Annotated in this window: 13 protein-coding genes; all 13 read left to right on the top strand. The window is 63.1% G+C overall.

What is annotated here, in order from left to right; translation table 11 throughout:
- The first annotated feature begins 169 nt into the window (after positions 1–169).
- Positions 170–1,711 carry an ABC transporter substrate-binding protein gene (locus tag QCL65_RS16860; RefSeq protein ID WP_407310673.1) on the top strand — a complete coding sequence of 514 codons (1,542 nt, stop codon included), beginning with the start codon at positions 170–172 and terminating at the stop codon, positions 1,709–1,711.
- The gene (locus QCL65_RS16855) at positions 1,708–2,643 is read left to right on the top strand and encodes an ABC transporter permease (RefSeq protein WP_407310671.1); all 936 of its coding nucleotides are present in this window, start codon (positions 1,708–1,710) and stop codon (positions 2,641–2,643) included. Before QCL65_RS16860 ends, QCL65_RS16855 begins: the two co-directional genes overlap by 4 nt.
- Positions 2,640–3,473 carry an ABC transporter permease gene (locus tag QCL65_RS16850; protein WP_407310669.1) on the top strand — a complete coding sequence of 278 codons (834 nt, stop codon included), beginning with the start codon at positions 2,640–2,642 and terminating at the stop codon, positions 3,471–3,473. Before QCL65_RS16855 ends, QCL65_RS16850 begins: the two co-directional genes overlap by 4 nt.
- A complete protein-coding gene (locus QCL65_RS16845; RefSeq protein ID WP_407310667.1) occupies positions 3,470–4,924 on the top strand; it encodes an ABC transporter ATP-binding protein in 1,455 nt (484 codons plus the stop codon). Before QCL65_RS16850 ends, QCL65_RS16845 begins: the two co-directional genes overlap by 4 nt.
- Before the next feature lie 141 nt (positions 4,925–5,065).
- Positions 5,066–5,575: a sigma-70 family RNA polymerase sigma factor gene (locus tag QCL65_RS16840; RefSeq protein WP_407310665.1), complete on the top strand. Its 510-nt coding sequence runs from the start codon at positions 5,066–5,068 to the stop codon at positions 5,573–5,575.
- Complete coding sequence (locus QCL65_RS16835) at positions 5,572–6,522, top strand: FecR domain-containing protein (protein WP_407310663.1); 951 nt, start codon at positions 5,572–5,574, stop codon at positions 6,520–6,522. The genes QCL65_RS16840 and QCL65_RS16835 overlap by 4 nt, the downstream gene beginning before the upstream one ends.
- 119 nt (positions 6,523–6,641) lie before the next feature.
- A complete protein-coding gene (locus tag QCL65_RS16830; protein ID WP_407310661.1) occupies positions 6,642–9,053 on the top strand; it encodes a TonB-dependent siderophore receptor in 2,412 nt (803 codons plus the stop codon).
- Between the two features lie 288 nt (positions 9,054–9,341).
- Positions 9,342–10,730 (top strand): diaminobutyrate--2-oxoglutarate transaminase, encoded by a 1,389-nt coding sequence (locus tag QCL65_RS16825; protein ID WP_407310659.1) that lies wholly within the window; start codon positions 9,342–9,344, stop codon positions 10,728–10,730.
- A 101-nt stretch (positions 10,731–10,831) separates the two neighbouring features.
- Positions 10,832–12,619, top strand: coding sequence for an IucA/IucC family protein (locus QCL65_RS16820; RefSeq protein WP_407310657.1), 1,788 nt, complete (start codon positions 10,832–10,834; stop codon positions 12,617–12,619).
- Positions 12,612–13,817 carry a type III PLP-dependent enzyme gene (locus QCL65_RS16815; RefSeq protein ID WP_407310655.1) on the top strand — a complete coding sequence of 402 codons (1,206 nt, stop codon included), beginning with the start codon at positions 12,612–12,614 and terminating at the stop codon, positions 13,815–13,817. The genes QCL65_RS16820 and QCL65_RS16815 overlap by 8 nt, the downstream gene beginning before the upstream one ends.
- The gene (locus QCL65_RS16810; RefSeq protein WP_407316895.1) at positions 13,814–15,247 is read left to right on the top strand and encodes a DHA2 family efflux MFS transporter permease subunit; all 1,434 of its coding nucleotides are present in this window, start codon (positions 13,814–13,816) and stop codon (positions 15,245–15,247) included. The genes QCL65_RS16815 and QCL65_RS16810 overlap by 4 nt, the downstream gene beginning before the upstream one ends.
- Positions 15,244–17,097 carry an IucA/IucC family protein gene (locus QCL65_RS16805; RefSeq protein ID WP_407310653.1) on the top strand — a complete coding sequence of 618 codons (1,854 nt, stop codon included), beginning with the start codon at positions 15,244–15,246 and terminating at the stop codon, positions 17,095–17,097. The genes QCL65_RS16810 and QCL65_RS16805 overlap by 4 nt, the downstream gene beginning before the upstream one ends.
- A complete protein-coding gene (locus tag QCL65_RS16800; RefSeq protein ID WP_407310651.1) occupies positions 17,091–17,864 on the top strand; it encodes an HpcH/HpaI aldolase family protein in 774 nt (257 codons plus the stop codon). The genes QCL65_RS16805 and QCL65_RS16800 overlap by 7 nt, the downstream gene beginning before the upstream one ends.
- Positions 17,865–17,867 lie beyond the last annotated feature (3 nt).

The following is a 17,867-nucleotide window of genomic DNA, read 5'->3' as shown; positions in this document are numbered from 1 at the left end:
GCTTTAAGCGTCGAGCCAGCCCTGACAGCGGCGCGACAAAGGCAATTGTAACGAAAAGTTTAAGCATTAAATGTTATGTTATAGCGTGATGTAATATCCGCCTCCTTGTTCTAACCCCAGCGGCCATCAGCCTCCCGCCCGCCAGGGCCTGCATGCCCTAAGGATCGATATGTTACGCAACCCTCCCAAGTGCCTGACGCTGCTGACTGCGGCTTTCATTACCGGGCTTTGTCTGGCCTCAGCCCCAGTGGCGGCCAGCGACACCGTGTTCGATGTGGTGGCGCCCTTTGAGATCGGCGGGCTAGACCCGTCGGTCTCAGGCTTTATTTTCCAAAGAATGCAAATCACCGAAACGCTGCTGGACGCTGACCGCCAGGGCCAACCGACGCCTGCTCTGGCCGAGCACTGGAAGGTCTCCGAAGACGGTAAACAGTGGAACCTCACAGTGCGCCCAGGCGTCAAGTTTCACGATGGCAGCGACCTCACCGCCGCGGTCGCCGCCCACAGCTTGAACGTTGCCCTGGGCAAGCCGGGCGTGCTGAGCAATGCCCGGGTCGAATCGATCACTGCCCAGGGCCAGGACGTGATCATCCGCTTGGTCGAGCCGTTCAAACCTCTGCCGGCGCTGTTGGCTCACTCTTCGACCAATATCCTCGCCAGCGCGGCCTACGATAACCAAGGCAATGTGCAGCAGATCATCGCCACCGGCCCTTACCGGCTGACTCTATTGGAGCCGCCGCAGCGCTTGGCCGCCGAGCGTTTCGATGGCTATTGGGGGGTAAAACCGAGCATCGTCAAAACCACTTACCTGGGCGCTGGGCGCGGTGAAACCCGCTCGCTAATGGCCGAAAGCGGCGGTGCCGAGTTGGTCTTTCAGCTCGACCCGCCCAGCATCTTGCGCTTGCAACGGGCGCAGAACACCCAAGTGCTGATGGGGCCCGTGCCGCGGGTGGTGGTGCTGGCGGCCAATGCCGGAAGCGGCGCGACGGCCACCGTCAATGTACGCCGCGCCCTGAGCCTGGCGATCCAGCGCGAAGGTATCGCCGCTGCCGTCTTACGTGCTCCAGGCACCGGCGCCACGCAGATGTTCGGCGACAACGTGGCGGCCTGGCACGACCCCTCGTTACCGCCCCTGGCCTACGATCCGCAAGCGGCCCGTGATTTGCTCAAAGGCGAGGGCTGGGTGCCGGGGGCCGATGGCATCGTGGAAAAAGACGGTAAACGTTTGAGCTTGAAACTGCTCACCTACTCCGACCGTCCCGAACTGCCGCTGATCGCCACAGCCTTGCAGGCGCAGTTGCGTGAGATCGGCGTGGAGGTCGAAGTGGCCGTGGAAAACGCCAGCGCCATCCCCGCCGCCCATAAAGACGGTACCCTGCAGCTCGCTCTGTATGGGCGCAATTACGCGCTGGTGCCCGACCCCCTGGTCACGCTGTTGGCGGATTTCAGTGGGGGTGGTGCCCAGTGGGGGCCTTTGGGTTGGAACAACCCAGGTTTCGCTCGAGCGATGCAGGCCTTGCTGAGCAGCGATGACCCGGCCGAGCAACAACGCCTGCGTAATGAAATCGTCGGCTTGGTGCAGGCCGACCTGCCGCTGATCCCGGTGGCCTGGTATCGCCAATCGATTGCCGTATCAAAGCGTGTGACAGGCGCCGCTATCGATCCGTTCGAGCGCACGTTTGGGCTTAGCACGATGCGGTGGGCGGAATGATCCGGCTGTTGGGGTTCAGATTGTTGCAAGCACTGATGGTCGCGCTGCTGGTCGGGGCGCTGACTTTTCTGCTGATGACCTTACTGCCCGGTGACGCCGCCTATCGGATTGCCGCCGGCCGTTATGGCTACGATTTGGTCAACAGCGCGGCTGCTGAGGCCGTACGCGCCGAGCTGGGGCTGGACCAACCACTGCTGGCACGGTTTGTCAGTTGGGTGGGGCATTTGCTGGTGCTGGACCTGGGCAACTCGCTGGTGTCGGGCAAGCCGGTCACCGAGATGGTTGCCCATGAGCTGGGCAGCTCCGTTCGCCTGGCGCTCGGGGCCGTGGCGTTGTCGGTGATTATCGGCCCAGCCCTTGGGGTGCTCGCCGGCCTGCGCCAGGGCGGCTGGATCGATAAGGCACTGTTGCTGATCAGCACCGCGACCAGAGCCATACCGCACTTTGTACTGGGGGTGATTTTGGTGCTGATCTTCGCCGTATCCCTGGCAATCCTGCCCTCGGCCGGGCATGGCACCTTCGCCCATAGCGTACTGCCTAGCCTGACCCTGGCCCTGGGGCTCGCCGCTATTTCTTCGCGGGTGGCGCGGGATGCGACGGTCGCTGTGGCCAGTTCGCCGTATTACGCGTTCGGGCGCCTCAAGGGCTTGAGCGGCTGCCGGGTCTTTATGCGCCACGGGCTGCGCAACATTAGCGTGCCCGTGGTGACCTATCTGGGGGTGCAACTGGTGTACCTGATAGAAGGGGTGGTGGTGGTCGAAACGCTGTTCGCCTGGCCCGGTATCGGCCACGGCCTGGTGCACGCCATCGTCCAGCGGGATATCCCCATGGTGCAAGGCGCGGCATTGGCCATGGGGCTGATGTTCGTGTTGCTCAATACGCTGGTCGACCTGGCGAACCATATGATCGACCCACGTCGGAGGGACGCATGAACCTGGACATGAACCTGGACAGCGCCATCGCAGAAGCTGCACCTGGGCGGCGATCGTTTTCCCGCTGGCTGGGCTTCGGCCTGCTAGCGCTGCTGGTAGTCTTCGCGGTGGCAGTGCCGGGCTTCTGGCACACGGACATGGCCCGGCAAGACTACAACGCCATTCTCGCCGGCCCCATGGCCGGTCATCCACTGGGGACCGATCACTTGGGTCGCGACATGCTGGCCAGATTGGCGGCGGCGCTCCGCTTATCCCTGGGCCTGGCCTTGGTCAGTGTTGCCAGCGCCGCTGTGCCAGGCGCGGTACTCGGGGTTCTCGCCGCCTGGCACGGCGGCGCCATCGACAAGGGCCTGGGGCTCCTGGCTGAGTTGTTCCTCGCGCTCCCAGGGTTGCTCCTGGTGCTGCTGGTGGTGGCCATCTATCCCGGCTCATTCCTGGCCCTGTACGCCGCCATCGCGTTGGTGTTGTGGGTCGAGTATTTCCGCATGACCCGGGCATTGGCGCGTACCGTGTTGGCTTCGCCCGCCGTCGCGGCGACTCGCCTGTTGGGCTTTGGCCCCCTGTACATCGTGCGCCGCCATCTTTGGCCGGAGCTGGCTTCGGTGCTGTCGACCCTGGCGGCCTTCGGCGCGGCGTCAGCCATTATGGCGATCGCGGCCCTGGGCTTCGTCAGCGTTGGGGTACGCCCGCCGACCGCCGAGCTGGGCCTGATGATCACCGAGCTGCTGCCGTATTTCGCCGAGGCGCCGTCGATCATCGCCATGCCGATCGTGGTGATCTTTCTTATCGTCCTGTCACTGATGCTGATTGCCGGGGGGCGCAAACCGTGAAGCCACTGTTGAATGTTCAAGGCCTGGAAATCCGCAGCGCTACCGCTCAGTTGGTGGCACCTATCTCCCTGGCGTTATGGCCAGGGCAAGTGCTGACCATCATTGGAGAAACCGGCTCGGGTAAAAGCCTGTTCGCCCAAGGGGTGGTGGGTAATCTTCCGCCCGGCCTGCAGGCCCATGGCCAAATCGAGTTGGCTAATGGCTTGCGCGAACAGGGCACCGACCTGGCGCGTAGACAGCTTTGGGGACGGGAAATCGCCGTGTTGCCCCAAGAACCCTGGCTGAGCCTAGACCCGACAATGCGCGCGCTGAGCCAAGTCAGTGAAACCTACCGCCACGTGCTGGGCAAGCCCGAACGCGAAGCGGCTCGGCTGGGCGGTGAGAGCCTGGCGGGGCTTGGCCTGGAACAGGCCCGCGACAAGTACCCCTTCCAACTGTCGGGGGGCATGGCCCAGCGCCTGGCGTTTGCCGCGACCCATGCCGGTGGGGCCAAAGTGATGATCGCCGATGAGCCGACCAAGGGCCTGGACAGCGCCCGTATCGGCGAAGTGGTGGCGCTGTTGCAAGCGGGCCTCGCCGACGGTGGCGCGTTGCTGATCATCACCCACGACGTCGAAGTGGCACGGCAATTGGGTGGTGAGGTGATGATCATGCTCAAAGGGCAGGTCGTCGAAAGCGGGCCGGCCGAGCAGGTCCTCAACCGGCCGGTGCACGATTACAGCCGCCTGCTGATGGCTGCCAACCCCGCGCGCTGGCCCCGTCGCCCAGCGCAACCCCTGGGCCCGCCAGTGGTGCAGGTGCGCGATCTGGGTGCCGAGCGAGGCGGGCGGCGGCTGTTCGAGGGGCTTTCACTGGCTATCGGCGCGGGCGAAGTGGTCGGCGTCACGGGCCCGTCGGGCTGCGGCAAGTCGACCCTGGGTGACATCATCCTGGGCCTGATCGCGCCGGGCGAGGGCTCGGTGCAACGCCAAGCGGGGCTACCGCGGGTGGCCATGCAGAAGCTGTTCCAAGACCCGGTGGCGGCGTTTCCTCCCACCCTCACCCTCGGGCGCAACCTGGACGATCTGCTGCGCCTGCATCGCCTGGAGGCCGGCCAGATTCCGCGCCTGATGCAGCGCCTGCGCCTTGCGCCGGAGCTTTTGCAACGGCGCCCCGGTCAGGTCTCTGGCGGTGAACTGCAGCGCTTTTCCTTGCTGCGGGTATTGCTGCTCAAACCGGTGTTTATCTTCGCCGATGAACCCAGTTCGCGACTCGACATGATCACTCAGAAGGAGATGATCGATCTGCTGCTGGAGATGGCCAGGGAGTACCAGACCGCCGTGTTACTGGTCAGCCATGACGTAGCCTTGATCGAGGCGGTGGCGGACCGCCACCTTCGTTTGGACGCGGTGGCTCAACACTCGCCCTCAGAACGCCAGTTAGAAGCGCACAGTAAGGCGTGCTCGGTTTAGCGCGAGCCGTGCCCCCAGCTGGCGTCTAACCCTGTTTTGTATCTTTTCGGTCACGATTTTCATAAAAGCCCTTTCAAAGCCAGAACAACATTAATTAGAATGAGTCTCATTTGAATAATTTCCTGGCACAGGGCCCTTGACATGAATGATGCAGTGATGGCGAAGGAGCAGAGCCTCCACGACCTGTACCGCGACCATCGTGGCTGGTTGGAGGGTTGGCTGCGGCAGCGTTTGGGCAATGCCTGGGATGCCGCTGACCTGAGTCAGGACACCTTCCTACGGGTATTTGCCAGCCCGCAGGCACTGGCCGAGGTGCGCGAGCCGCGGGCGTATCTGGTGACGGTGGGTAAGCGCCTGCTGAGCAACTTCTATCAACGCCGGAGCCTGGAACAGGCCTATTTGGAAGCTCTCGCGCAATTGCCGCAAGACAGCGTGCCTTCACCGGAGCAACGCTGGGTCTTGTTGGAAACCCTGCAGGCCTTGGATGAACTGCTCGACGGCTTGCCGCCGGCGGTGCGCCGGGCATTTCTGCTGAGCCAGTTGGAAGGTTTGGGCTACCGGGAGATTGCCGAGCGTTTGCAAGTGTCTGAGCGCACCATCAAGCGCTACATGGCGCAAGCCTATGAGCATTGCCTGGTGGCCGATCTGTGAAGCGTGCGGCGCCGTCGACGGAAGCGTTGCAAGCCGCGCGAGCCGCGGCGCAGTGGTTGGCGTTATTGGAGTCCGGCACCGCCAACGAAGGTGACTACGCCAGCTTGCAACGCTGGCGCGACAGCTCGGCGCGCCACGAGCAGGCCTGGCAAAAGGCGCAGCAGTTGCGCCAACGTTTCGCCAACCTGCCACCGGCCCTGGCCTTGGCCACCCTGGACCGGTCGCAGGCCAGCCGTCGGGTCGTGCTCAAACGAGCATTAGGGCTAACGGCGTTGGTTCCGGCGGCCTGGCTGCTAGGCCGGCAACTGCCGCTGGAGGCGTGGCGCGCTGATCTGCGCACCGCCACCGGCGAGCGTCGGCAAATGACCCTGGCCGATGGCAGCGCCCTGCAACTCAATACCGCCAGTGCCGTCGACGTCGACATGGCGCAGCGACGCATCACCCTGGTGGAGGGCGAAGTCGCGCTAAAGGTCAGCGGTACTTCGCCCTTGTCCCTGGAGACGCGTTACGGCCGCTTGAGCGTGGCCCAAAGTGAAGTGTGCGCGCGTCTGGACGAAGACGGCTGCAGAGTTTCGGTGACCAGTGGCGCAGTGGGCCTACAACCCTTGCAGGGGCCGGTGCTGATGTTACGGGCGGGCCAGCAGGTGAGCCTGGGCAGCCAGGGTGCGGCGTCGGTGCAACCTTTCGACCTGGCGCAACTGGGTTGGCGCCAGGGCGTACTGGTGGCCCAGGACCAGGCCCTGGGCGCTTTTTTGCGTGAGCTGAGTCGCTACCGCCCTGGGCTGCTGCGCTGGGACCCAGCCCTGGAGCGCCTGCGAGTTACCGGCAGTTTTCGCCTGGAAGACACCGACCGGGTGCTCCACCTGCTTGCCGCCAGCCTGCCCCTGGAAGTGCAAACCCGCACCCGTTTCTGGGTCAGCCTGGTACCACGCAAAGACACGGCGTAGGAGGGGGCCTTGCCCCCGAGCTCTTCCCGCCCCCGATCGCTCAACGCATACCGCAATATGTCCCTTTTTTTTAACTCGCCTGTCATTCCAGGTAAGTGACCAAAAAGAGAGCCTCTTCAATGCCCGCAGTAAAGCCTTGCCGTTTGCGCCCCCTGTTGCACCTGAGCCTGCTGCTGAGCTTGGGGGCCAGCCCGCCGTTCGTTACCTCCAGCTGGGCCGACAGTTCGCCCAAGCGTAGCTACCAAGTGCCGGCCGGGCCGCTGAGCGCGGCGTTGACTCGCTTCGCCGGCCTGGCAGGTGTGGACCTGTCCCTGGACCCCGCCCTGGTCAACGGGCGCACCAGCCCGGGCCTTTCTGGCGAATACGCAGTGGAGGAGGGTTTCGCCCGCTTGTTGCAAGGCTCTGGCTTGCAACTGGCGCCCGTCGGTGCCCAGGCCTACACGGTGATGCCCGCGCCGGAGCAGTCCGCGGCCCTGCAGATTCCAGTCACCTCGATCACCGGGACCGCTACTAACAGTGGCAGCGCCGACACCGTGTATGCCGGGGGTCAAGTGGCCCGTGCCGGTGGCCTGGGGATGCTCGGCCAGCGTGATTACATGGATACGCCGTTCAGCCAGACGTCCTACACCAGCACCCAGGTTAAAAACCAGCAGGCGCGGACTTTGGGCGACATGGTCGCCGCCGACCCCACGGTGCGTACCACCAACCCGGCCGGCGGGCGTTTCGAGCAATTCTCCATCCGTGGTCTGAGCCTCTTCAACAGTGACGTGTCCTACAGCGGCTTGTATGGCGTCCTGCCCACCTACGCCATCGACATGGAAATGGTCGAGCGGGTCGACATCCTGCGTGGTCCGGCCGCGCTGCTCGGTGGCATCGCGCCGCGGGGCAGCGTTGGCGGTGGGATCAATATCGAGCCCAAGCGGGCCACCGATGCCCCCATTACCGAAGTGACCGGCAGCTATGCCTCCAAAGGGCAGTTCGGCAGCGCCATTGACATCGGTCGCCGCTTTGGCGAAGACCAGCGCTTTGGCGTGCGTTTCAACGGGGTGCGGCAGTCCGGGGACACTGAGTGGGATCATCAAAGCGTCGAGCGCGAGATGGCCGCGGTGGGCTTCGACCTGCGTGACGAGCGGGTACGCTTGTCCCTCGACCTTGGGCGCCAGGAGCGCCACGCCGATGCCCCGCAAGAGCGGGTCGAGCTGGCGCGCGGCGCGACGGTGCCAAAAGCTGAAGACATCAAGCACAACTTCGCCAACTCCTGGACCTACGCCCATTCCAAGGACACCTTCGGTGCCTTGCGCGGCGAGTTCGACCTGAGCGACACCCTGATGCTGTATGCCGCCGCCGGCGCGCGTTCAGGCGACTACGATTTCTTCCGCCATGGCGTGCAGAACACCGCCAGCAACGGCAATTTCACCGTACAGCCACGGCTGTTCCAACGCACCGAAGACGTCAAAACGGCGATGGTGGGTTTGCGCAAGCGCTTCGACACCGGCCCGGTCGGGCATGAAGTGAATTTGAGCGCCACCTATTTCAGTTTCGATTTCGACAACTCGGGTACGCGCTACGCCAACAGCATCAGCAACCTGTACAACCCCGTGGACCGTCCCGAGCCCACCGGGGCGCCGACCCGTACGGACGACAGTACCCATACGGAAAACCTGTTCACCAGCGTCGCCCTGGCCGACACCCTGAGCCTTGCTGAAGACCGCGTACTGCTGACCCTGGGTGCGCGTTTGCAGCGGGTGCAGGTGGACAACTGGACCAATGGCGCGCGCGACGCCGCCGAAGACGAGCAAAAAGTCTCACCGGCCGTGGGCATCGTTTACAAGCTGACCGATGAGGTGTCGCTCTACAGCAACTACATGGAGGGCTTGACCCAAGGGCAAACCGCACCGACCACCGCCATCAACGCCAACGAAATCTTCCCGCCCTTCACCAGCAAACAACTGGAAGCGGGGGTCAAGTACGACCGCGGCACCCTGGGCATGACCGCCAGTGTGTTTCGCATCGAGCAAACCGCGTACGCCACGTCCAATAACACCTTCGAGCCTAACGGCGAATTGCGTAACCAAGGCCTGGAGCTGAGCGCCTTCGGTGAGCCGCTCGACGGCGTGCGCCTGCTCGGCGGGGTGATGGTGTTGGACAGCGAGGTGGTCAAGAGTGGCACCGGCGCCAACGACTTCAAGGGTAACCGCGGGACCGGCTCGCCTGTGCTCAACGTTAACCTGGGCGCCGAGTGGGACATTCCCACCGTGGAAGGCTTGACCCTGAATGCACGGGCCATTCACACAGGTTCCCAGTACGTCGACGCGGCCAACCGGCAGAAGATCGACAACTGGGAACGCTACGACGTCGGCGCGCGTTATGCCTTCAAGGTCGAAGGCCGCCCGATCACCCTACGCGCCACGGTGGAAAACGTGTTGGACAAGACTTATTTCTCATCGGCCGCCAGTTCGTCTGACAGTGCGCCGGGCCTGACCTTGTCTACCCCCCGGACATACCTAGTGTCGGCCACCGTCGGCTTCTAATGACCTGGGCGGCTCACCGTAGCCGCCCCGGTTGTCCTCGATAAAGGTGTATTCAGAACATGAATATCATTTAATTAAAATAAAACAGCCACTGTGGAACTTATCGCCTTCACAGTGTCGCCTCATCTAACAAGTCGCTCAATTTCATCAACTAAGGTGCGGGGTAAGTGTGCGCGATAGATCAATATGCCAGTGATTGAAAGTTCATGTTGAAAAGGCTCAAACAACTTGCTTCGAGTTGAGCGAAATGATAATAATTACGCTTTAGGTCTTACTAGGGTTAAACAGATGTTTACTGAAAACGCTGTGCACACTGGTCGGCATCAAAAGAGCAATGCTGATTATTTAAATCGACAAAGCCAGTTTGAATCCAATGTTCGTAGTTACCCGCGTAAGTTGCCTTTGGCCATCGCTCAGGCCAAGGGTGTTTGGGTCACCGATGTCGAAGGCAAGGTGTATCTGGACTGCTTGGCCGGGGCGGGCACGCTGGCCTTGGGTCATAACCATGAGGCCATCGTCAGCAGCATCGGGCGCTTTCTCGCCTCGGGCTTACCCATGCATACCCTCGACCTGACCACCCCTCTAAAGGACGCTTTCAGTGAGGCCTTGCTAGGGCTTTTGCCTGGGGGCGGGCGTGATTACTGCCTGCAGTTCTGCGGCCCCTCGGGCGCCGATGCGGTAGAGGCCGCACTCAAGCTCGCCAAAACCGCTACTGGGCGTAACAGCGTGATCAGCTTCTCTGGCGGCTACCATGGCATGACCCACGGCGCCTTGTCGGTCACGGGTAACACCGGCCCAAAAAATGCCATCGCCACCTTGATGCCTGGTGTGCAATTCCTCCCTTATCCCCACGAATACCGCTGCCCCTTGGGGCTGGGGGGAGATGCGGGGGTCCAGGCCTTGAGCCATTATTTCGAGCAATTTATCGAAGATGTCGAAAGTGGCGTGTCGTTGCCGGCCGCTGTCATCCTCGAAGCCGTACAGGGCGAGGGCGGGGTCAACCCGGCGCCCCTGACCTGGTTGCGCAAAGTGCGTGAGGTCACCCGTAAGCACGGCATTGTGTTGATCCTCGATGAAGTACAAGCCGGCTTTTGCCGCACGGGCAAGATGTTTGCCTACCAACACGCGGGCATCGAACCTGACATCATCGTGATGTCCAAGGCCATCGGTGGCGGCCTGCCCCTGGCGTTGCTGGGCATCCGCCGCGTGTTCGACGCCTGGCAACCGGGTAACCACAGCGGCACCTTTCGTGGCAATCAGATGGCGATGGCCACGGGGATCGCTACCTTGCAAGTCCTCCAGGAGGCCGAGTTGGCCGCCCAGGCCGAGAAGCGCGGCGCCTGGCTCAAGCACCAGTTGGAGGGCTTGCGTCAGCGCTTCCCCGCCATGGGCCAAGTGCGCGGGCGCGGCTTGATGATCGGTATCGAAATCGTCGACGAGCGCCAGGCCCCGGATGCCTTGCAGTGTTTTCCGGCCGACCCAGGGTTGGCGGCAATCATTCAGCAACAGTGTTTCCAGTATGGCCTGTTATTAGAACGCGGCGGCCGGCAAGGCAATGTCGTGCGTTTATTGCCGCCGCTGATTATCGATGAAGAACAATGCCACGCGGTGATCGAACGCTATACCCGGGCATTGATTGCGGCCTTGGCTCAGGCCAGGCCGGCGCAGGGAAAGTGATAACAATAAGTCATATGGATCAGGCTAAATCGATATAAAAAATCCCCCATCGTTATTGCAAATAACGTAACCCATGCCTTTCGAGGCATGGCGGAGTCATTATGAATAATCCCGATCGCGCTAGGGTCTCCCGTAGAGTCAGCGAGTTAGCAAGTTCACACGCCTTATTGAACTGCCTTATTAAAGAGTTTGCCCTGCCAGAACACTGCTTGAGTTATACCTGGCCTGAAGACATGCATGGCATTGCCCCAGGCAGTTACCTCGAGGGCGTGGAGTGGAAAGGCATTCCGTTGACCATCGAGCTGCCCAACCAACAACAGTTTTTCGTGCTGGTGGACCGCCGCGACAGCCTGGGCAGCCACCGTTATCTGTCGGATGTCTACGGCCGGCCTGGCCCTGATCAGCCATGGGCCTACGCAGACTTTGCGACCTTTACCGAGCAGCTGCTCACGGCGTGCGAGCACATGACCTGCGCCCACAATGCCGAGCTGCTCGGCCAGGTGTTGCAGAGCCGCTACCTGACCGAAGCCATCGTCGACCACAATCTGCTCCCCGGCTGCCCAGCCCCCCTGAGCAGCTACCTGGCCAGTGAACAAGGCCTGTGGTTCGGCCATCCCAACCACCCAGCGCCCAAGGCCAGGCTGTGGCCTGCGCACCTGGCCCAGGAAACCTATGCGCCGGAATTCCAGGCCAGCACCCGTCTGCACCTGTTCGAGGTACCGAACCAGGGCTTGCACGTGGCTGGCAATGGGCTGAGCGAGGCACAGGTACTCAACGGTTTCGCCGATCAGGCCAAAGCCCGCCCGGGGCACGCCATCATCTGCCTGCACCCGGTGCAGGCCCAGTTGTTCGTTCAGGACCCCCGCGTACAGCGCCTGCTGGCCCGTGGCACGCTGGTCGACCTCGGCCCCCATGGTCATCTGGCGAGCCCAACGGCGTCCATGCGCACCTGGTACATCGAAGGCCATGACTATTTCATCAAAGGTTCGCTGAACGTACGAATCACCAACTGCGTGCGTAAGAACGCCTGGTACGAGCTGGACAGCACGCTGATCATCGACCGCCTGTTCCGGCGCTTGCAGCAGACCCAGCCGGCCAGCCTGGGCGGCCTGTCGTCGGTGGCCGAGCCGGGGGCGTTGAGCTGGGCACCGAGTGACGCCAGCGAAGCGGATAACCATTGGTTTCGCGAGCAAACCGGGGCGATCCTGCGGGAGAACTTCTGCCGTCACAGTGGCGCTGACTGCAGCGTTATGGCCGGCACCTTGTTCGCCCGCGACATCCACCTGCGGCCGTTGGTCCATGGGTTTTTGCAAGGTTTCAACGGTCGGCCCGCCAGCGATAACCAGTTGCTCAACTGGTTCGACGACTACCAGGCGTTGTTGCTGCGGCCGGTGCTGGCGTTGTTTTTCAACCACGGCATTGTGATGGAGCCGCACCTGCAGAACAGCGTGCTGATCCACGACAACGGGCGCCCGGTGCAGTTGCTGCTCAGGGACTTCGAGGGCGTCAAGTTGACCGCCGACTTGGGCATCGAGCAAGTGCAAGACACCTTGCACCCGCGGGTCCGGCAGTCGTTGCTGTATTCCCGCGAGCAAGGTTGGAAGCGCATTTCTTACTGCTTGTTCGTGAATAATTTGTCCGAGGCGGTGCTGGCCTTGAGTTGGGAACGGCCGTACCTGGCACCGTTGATGTGGCAGCGGGTGGAACAACAATTGGCGCGGGTGCGCGCCGAGTTGATTCGCCCGGCGCCAGAGCTGGACGACTTGATCGCCGGCCAACCGATCGCCTGTAAAACCAACCTGAAAGTGCGCCTGGCCGCCCACGCCGACCGTCAGGCCGGCTACGTGCGCTTGTCGTCGCCATGGGGCGAGGAGGCCGCTGATGACTGAGTTACCGAGCACGGTGCGCCACGCCATCGAACGCGCGCAGGCCAGCAGTGCAGACCCCATCGCGTTGTTCGTCCACGACCTGGACGCCTTGCGGCAGCACGTGCGGGCGGTGATGGCGGCGTTACCGCCTAAGGTCGAGCTGTACTACGCCATCAAGGCCAACAGTGAGGCGCCAATCCTCGACGCCCTGGCGCCGTTGGTGCATGGGTTCGAGATTTCTTCGGGCGGCGAGATCGACCGCGTAGTGGGCTGTGCCACGCGTAAGCCCTACGTGTTTTCCGGGCCGGGCAAACTCGACTCGGATTTGCGCGCCGCCTTGCGCCACGGCGTCGAAGCCATTCACGTGGAGAGCCTCAACGAGATTGCCCGCTTGCAGCACCTGGCCGAGGCGGCCGGGCGGGTACAAGCTGTGCTGATCCGCATCAACCCGCAATTGCCGGCCCCATTGTCGAGCAAACTGGCCATGGCGGGCACACCGACGCCCTTCGGCATCGACGAGCCGGAGCTGGCCCTGGCCGTGCGCCAGGTGGATCAAGCCAGCCATCTGCAGCTCAAGGGTTTCCACGTGCACGCCATGTCCCACCAACAACAGGTGGAGCGACACGAACAATTGCTGGACCTCTACTTGCAACGCTGGCCCCAGTGGCGCGCCTTGGCAGCCAACCCGCAAACCGTCACCCACCTCAACGTTGGCGGTGGCATCGGTGTGAACTACCTGGGCCCGCAGCAGTTCGACTGGCAGCGCCTGTGCACCTACCTGGGCCAGCGCCTGGGCGCCGATGCCCAGGCGCCCATCGTGCGCTTCGAGCCTGGGCGCTTTATCAGCGCGTTCTGTGGTTACTACGCCATAGCCGTGCTGGACACCAAGACCAGCCACGGCAAGCACTTTGTGGTGTGCCGGGGCGGCACCCATCAGTTCCGCCTGCCTGTTGCCCAGGGCCACGATCACCCGGTGATCCACCTGCCGCGCCAACCGCGCAGTACCTCGGCAGCGACTCAACCGTGGACCGTGGTAGGGCAACTGTGCACGCCCAAGGACATTCTCAGTCGCGACTACCCCCTGCAGGATGTGCGCATCGGCGACTTGCTGGTGCTGCCCCTGGCGGGCGCCTATGGCTATAACATTTCCCACGTCGACTTCCTTTGCCACCCACGGCCGTCATTGCTGTTCGTGCAAGAGGGCGGGGCGTGCCAGTGAGTGCCAAGGTGCCGCGGGCGCTGGTGGTGGTCAATGTGTTGCTGGGCACCTTGACCGTCAGCCTCAGCAACAGCTCGTTGAACCCAGCTTTGCCGGTGTTCATCGAGGCCTTCGCCATCGGCCCGGTGCTGGCGACCTGGATCGTCGCGGGGTTCATGTTGAGCATGGGCATGAGCATGCCGCTGACCAGTTTTCTCGCCCAACGCCTGGGCCGCAAACCCTTGTATTTGGGCGGGGTACTGCTGTTTGTGCTGGGTTCGCTGCTGGGCGCCGAGGCTGGCTCCATTACCTGGGTGATCGTTGCGCGGGTGGTGCAAGGCGTGGCCAGCGGGCTGATGATTCCGCTGTCGTTGGCGATTATTTTTTCGGTGTACGCCAAGCATGAGCGCGGCCGGGTCACGGGCCTATGGGGCGCGGCGGTGATGCTCGCGCCTGCGCTGGGGCCGTTGTGCGGCAGTGTGCTGCTGGAGTGGTTCAGCTGGCGCGCGCTGTTCCTGATGAACGTTCCCATCGGCTTGCTTGCGTTGGGCATGGGCTTGGGCGTACTGCCGGACTCGCCAGCGGGTGAGCGCAAAGCGTTCGATTGGCCGGGGTATGCGCTCATCGCGGCAGGCCTCGCGGCATTGATGATTGGCATCGACCGGTTGCGCCATGCCGACGCGCTGCTCGACCCGATCAACCTGGCCCTGCTGGTGGGCGGCCTGGCCTGCCTGGTGGCGTTCGTCCAGGTCGAACTGCGTCGGCCCGAGCCGTTGCTCAACCTGCGGATTTTCGCCCTGCGCGGTTACCGCCTGAGCGTGATCATCGCCGTGGTGCAGTCGGTCGGCATGTTCGAATGCCTGGTGCTGCTGCCCTTACTGGTGCAGATGGTGATGGGCTACAGCCCCCTCTGGACCGGCTTCTCGTTGCTTTGCACGGCCCTGTTTGCCAGCCTCTTCGGCCAGTTGGGTGGGCGTCTGTTGGACCGCCACGGTGCCCGTGGCGTGGTGGCCTGGGGGCTGTCGTTGACCGGCCTGGCCACCCTGGCCCTGGGGCAATTGGATGGCGACAGTTCGATCGTCACCGTGTGCCTGCTGATGATGGTTCGCGGCGCCGGCCTGGGCCTGTCCTACCTGCCGGTGACCACCGCAGGCCTCAACGCGTTGCCCGAGCCGATGGTCACCCAGGGCGCCGCCATGAATAACATTTCTCGCCGCCTGGTGGCTTCGCTGGCGATCGTGCTGGCCTCGCTCTGGCTGGAACTGCGCGCGGGCGCGGTGCCGGAGTGGGGCGACAGCGCCGCCGCGACCCTGGTGGGCATCGATGAAGTGTTCGCCGCCACCGGCTTGTTGATTCTGCTGGCGTTGCCGTGCGCCTGGCGCTTTCCCGCGCCCGCGCCGGACGAGGCCACTGCCACCCCTTTAACGTCCACTGACAAGGTACGCACATGACTCTTTCCCTCAGCGCTACAGCGCCCGCTCCCGGCACTTGGTTGGCCACGGTTGACGCCGGCCTTTATCAGCAAGTGCAGCAGCGGGTGGTAGGGCAACTGCTGCAAACCCTGCTGTACGAGCAGGTATTGAGCTACCGCCGCGAGCCCCTCGACGATCACCGCCAGCGCTTTGTGGTGTGCGGCAGCGACGCTCGGCAAGAGCAGGTCCAATACCATTGCGAAGGCAGGCTTGGCCACAGTTTCGAGCTGATCCGCCTCGACCACGCCAGCCTGGTGCGTGTGAACCACCGCGGCGAACGCACGGTGCCCGACGTGCACCAAGCGTTGTCCGAGTTGCTCGGTGAGTTCCACGCGAGCCCGCACCTGCCGCGCTTCGCTCTGGAACTGGAACAGACCCTACTCAAAGACCTGCAGGCCCGCCAGCAGCCCTATCAACCGGCCTGCGCCCCCCATGAGCTGGGCTTCGATGCGCTGGAGCAGCATTTCATGGACGCCCACAGCTACCACCCGTGCTACAAGTCGCGGATTGGTTTTTCCCTGGCCGACAACGCTCGCTATGGCCCTGAGTTCGGCGCGCCGATCCACCTGGTCTGGGTGGCCGTGGCGAAGACGTGTGGGGCCATGAACCACTCGCAGCGCCTCGATTTCAGCGCGTTCATGCAACAGGAATATGGCCCCCAGCGCTGGCAGCAATGGGCGATGCAACTGGCCCAGCAGGGCCGCTCGGTGGATGACTACTGGCTGCTCCCCGTGCACCCCTGGCAGTGGGAAAACACCCTGGTGCCGACTTTCTACGCTGAATTGGCGCGTGGCGAGCTGGTTTACCTGGGCGCGGGTGAAGACCGCTACCAGGCTCAGCAGTCGATCCGCACCCTGGCTAACGTCAGCGACATAAAACGCCCCTATGTGAAGCTCGCCCTGAGCATGACCAATACCTCCAGCACGCGCATTCTGGCGCGGCATACGGTAATGAATGGACCTATCGTCACCGACTGGCTGCAACAGCTGATCGCCACCGACGCCACGGCGCGTGACCTCGGCTTCGTGATTCTGGGGGAGGTGGCCGGGGTCAGTTTTGCCTACGATCATCTGGCGGCCACGCGCATGCCCCAGGCCTACGGAACCCTGGGGGCGATCTGGCGCGAGAGCATCCATGCTTACCTGGAGGCGGATGAGCAGGCCGTGCCGTTCAACGGTTTGAGCCACGTGGAAAACCGTTACGGGCAAGGTGCACAGGCGCCTTTTATCGAGCCCTGGATCGCCCGTTATGGCGCCCAGGCTTGGACCCGCCAGCTGTTGCAGGTGAGCGTCGCGCCGATCATTCACATGCTCTATGCCGAAGGGGTCGGTATGGAGTCCCACGGCCAGAACATCGTGCTGATCCTCAAGCAGGGCTGGCCGCAGCGCATCGCCCTGAAGGACTTCCACGACGGTGTGCGCTATTCGCCCCAGCACCTGGCGCGGCCGCACCTGTGCCCCGACCTGGTGCCCGTGCCCGCCAGCCACGCCAAGGTGAACCGCAACTCGTTCATCCTTACCGACGACCTCAATGCCGTGCGGGATTTCTCCTGCGACGCGTTCTTTTTCATCTGCCTGGCGGAAATGGCGATCTTCCTGCAACAGCATTACCAGCTCGAAGAGCGCCAGTTCTGGCGCATGACCGCCGAGGTCATCCTCGATTATCAGCAGGCCCACCCGCAGCACCGTGAACGCTTCGCCCTGTTCGATGTGTTCGCGCCGTTCTACGAAGTGGAAGAGCTGACCAAGCGTCGTCTATTGGGCGATGGTGAGCGGCGTTTTACCTCGGTGCCCAACCCGCTGCATGCCCATCGGCCCGCGTCATGCTAAGGACTAACCAACTCAAGCTGAAACTGCAGGCGAGGGCGCCGGCCTATGGCTTGATCGCCTCGATCCCGGCGCCTGCATCCATCGAGCTGATTTCCGAAGCCGGTTTCGACTTCGTGATCATTGACCTGGAGCACGTGCTGATCAACCCCGAAACCGTGGAGAACATGATTCGCACGGCAGAGAGCTATGGCCTGACGCCGCTGGTGCGAGTGGCAGACCTTAACCCTAAAACTCTGTTGCGCCTGCTCGACGGCGGTGCCCAGGGGATCGTCCTGCCGATGATCGAAAGTGCGCAACAGCTGCAAGCAGCCATCCACGCCTGCAAGTACCACCCACTGGGTCAACGCAGCCTCAATGCCGGGCGCCCTGGAGCCTTCGGCAAGCACAGCCTGGCCGATTACGTGGTTAAGGCTAACGAGCAGATCATGATCGTGGCCATGCTGGAGAGCGCTGAAGGCGTGCGCTGTGCGGGGGAAATCGCTGCTGTGCCGGGCCTGGACCTGATCCTGGAAGGCGCAGCCGACCTCTCGCAATCCCTCGGCCAGCCCTGGCAGATCGAGCAACCGCAGGTGCAGGACGCGCTCCAGGCCGCCTGGGTTGCGGCCAGTGCGGCCGGGGTGCCGTATTGCGCTATCCCCCGGCAACCCGACGACCACCGGCGCTGGCAGGCGCGTGGGGTCACCACCTTTGTCTTGGGAGACGAGCGCGGTATTGCCTTTCGCGCCCTCCAGGCCAAATTGGCCACCACTTGTGCAGAAGGACACTAATTT

It is taken from the genome of Pseudomonas sp. nanlin1, from assembly GCF_045571515.1.
Lineage (GTDB): Bacteria > Pseudomonadota > Gammaproteobacteria > Pseudomonadales > Pseudomonadaceae > Aquipseudomonas.
This window is presented reverse-complemented; position numbering and strand designations above follow the sequence as displayed.

Excerpts from the sequence above, each read along its gene's own strand:
- QCL65_RS16850 (WP_407310669.1), top strand. The coding sequence starts at position 2,640 with ATGAACCTGGACATGAACCTGGACAGCGCCATCGCAGAAGCTGCACCT.
- QCL65_RS16860 (WP_407310673.1), top strand. The coding sequence starts at position 170 with ATGTTACGCAACCCTCCCAAGTGCCTGACGCTGCTGACTGCGGCTTTC.
- QCL65_RS16805 (WP_407310653.1), top strand. The coding sequence starts at position 15,244 with ATGACTCTTTCCCTCAGCGCTACAGCGCCCGCTCCCGGCACTTGGTTG.
- QCL65_RS16825 (WP_407310659.1), top strand. The coding sequence starts at position 9,342 with ATGTTTACTGAAAACGCTGTGCACACTGGTCGGCATCAAAAGAGCAAT.
- QCL65_RS16855 (WP_407310671.1), top strand. The coding sequence starts at position 1,708 with ATGATCCGGCTGTTGGGGTTCAGATTGTTGCAAGCACTGATGGTCGCG.
- QCL65_RS16820 (WP_407310657.1), top strand. The coding sequence starts at position 10,832 with ATGAATAATCCCGATCGCGCTAGGGTCTCCCGTAGAGTCAGCGAGTTA.
- QCL65_RS16800 (WP_407310651.1), top strand. The coding sequence starts at position 17,091 with ATGCTAAGGACTAACCAACTCAAGCTGAAACTGCAGGCGAGGGCGCCG.
- QCL65_RS16830 (WP_407310661.1), top strand. The coding sequence starts at position 6,642 with ATGCCCGCAGTAAAGCCTTGCCGTTTGCGCCCCCTGTTGCACCTGAGC.
- QCL65_RS16815 (WP_407310655.1), top strand. The coding sequence starts at position 12,612 with ATGACTGAGTTACCGAGCACGGTGCGCCACGCCATCGAACGCGCGCAG.
- QCL65_RS16840 (WP_407310665.1), top strand. The coding sequence starts at position 5,066 with ATGAATGATGCAGTGATGGCGAAGGAGCAGAGCCTCCACGACCTGTAC.